The organism is Pseudomonas sp. TSO6 (genome assembly GCF_056098905.1).
Genome location: NZ_JBLZWV010000104.1, coordinates 1 through 280 on the forward strand (window position 1 = coordinate 1; position 280 = coordinate 280).

The 280-nt window shown below is 59.6% G+C and carries 1 protein-coding gene; it reads left to right on the plus strand.

From position 1 onward, the window contains the following. The coding region (locus tag ACN6NG_RS29990) for a hypothetical protein (RefSeq protein ID WP_474317550.1) at window positions 1–280 on the plus strand (280 nt) is incomplete at both ends.

The following is a 280-nucleotide window of genomic DNA, read 5'->3' on the forward strand; positions in this document are numbered from 1 at the left end:
GGACAACGTGTACATCGGCGAGTCCACCGTCAGCCTGTCGCTTCAGTCGGTGGCAGGCCCAGGTGCAAGCCGCTTCGAAGACCTCAAGCTGGACGACAAGGCTGCCAGCACCAAAGTGGTCGACGAACCAGGCGTGGGTACTCCAGGCGATAACAACCAAGGCGACAAGGTTGAACTGAGCATCGTTGCCAACCAGACGTCGGTGTTCGAGAACGAGAAGCCGACCTTCACCATCAGCATCAAGCAGGCCCTGGACCAGGACCTGACTGTGCAGCTGGGT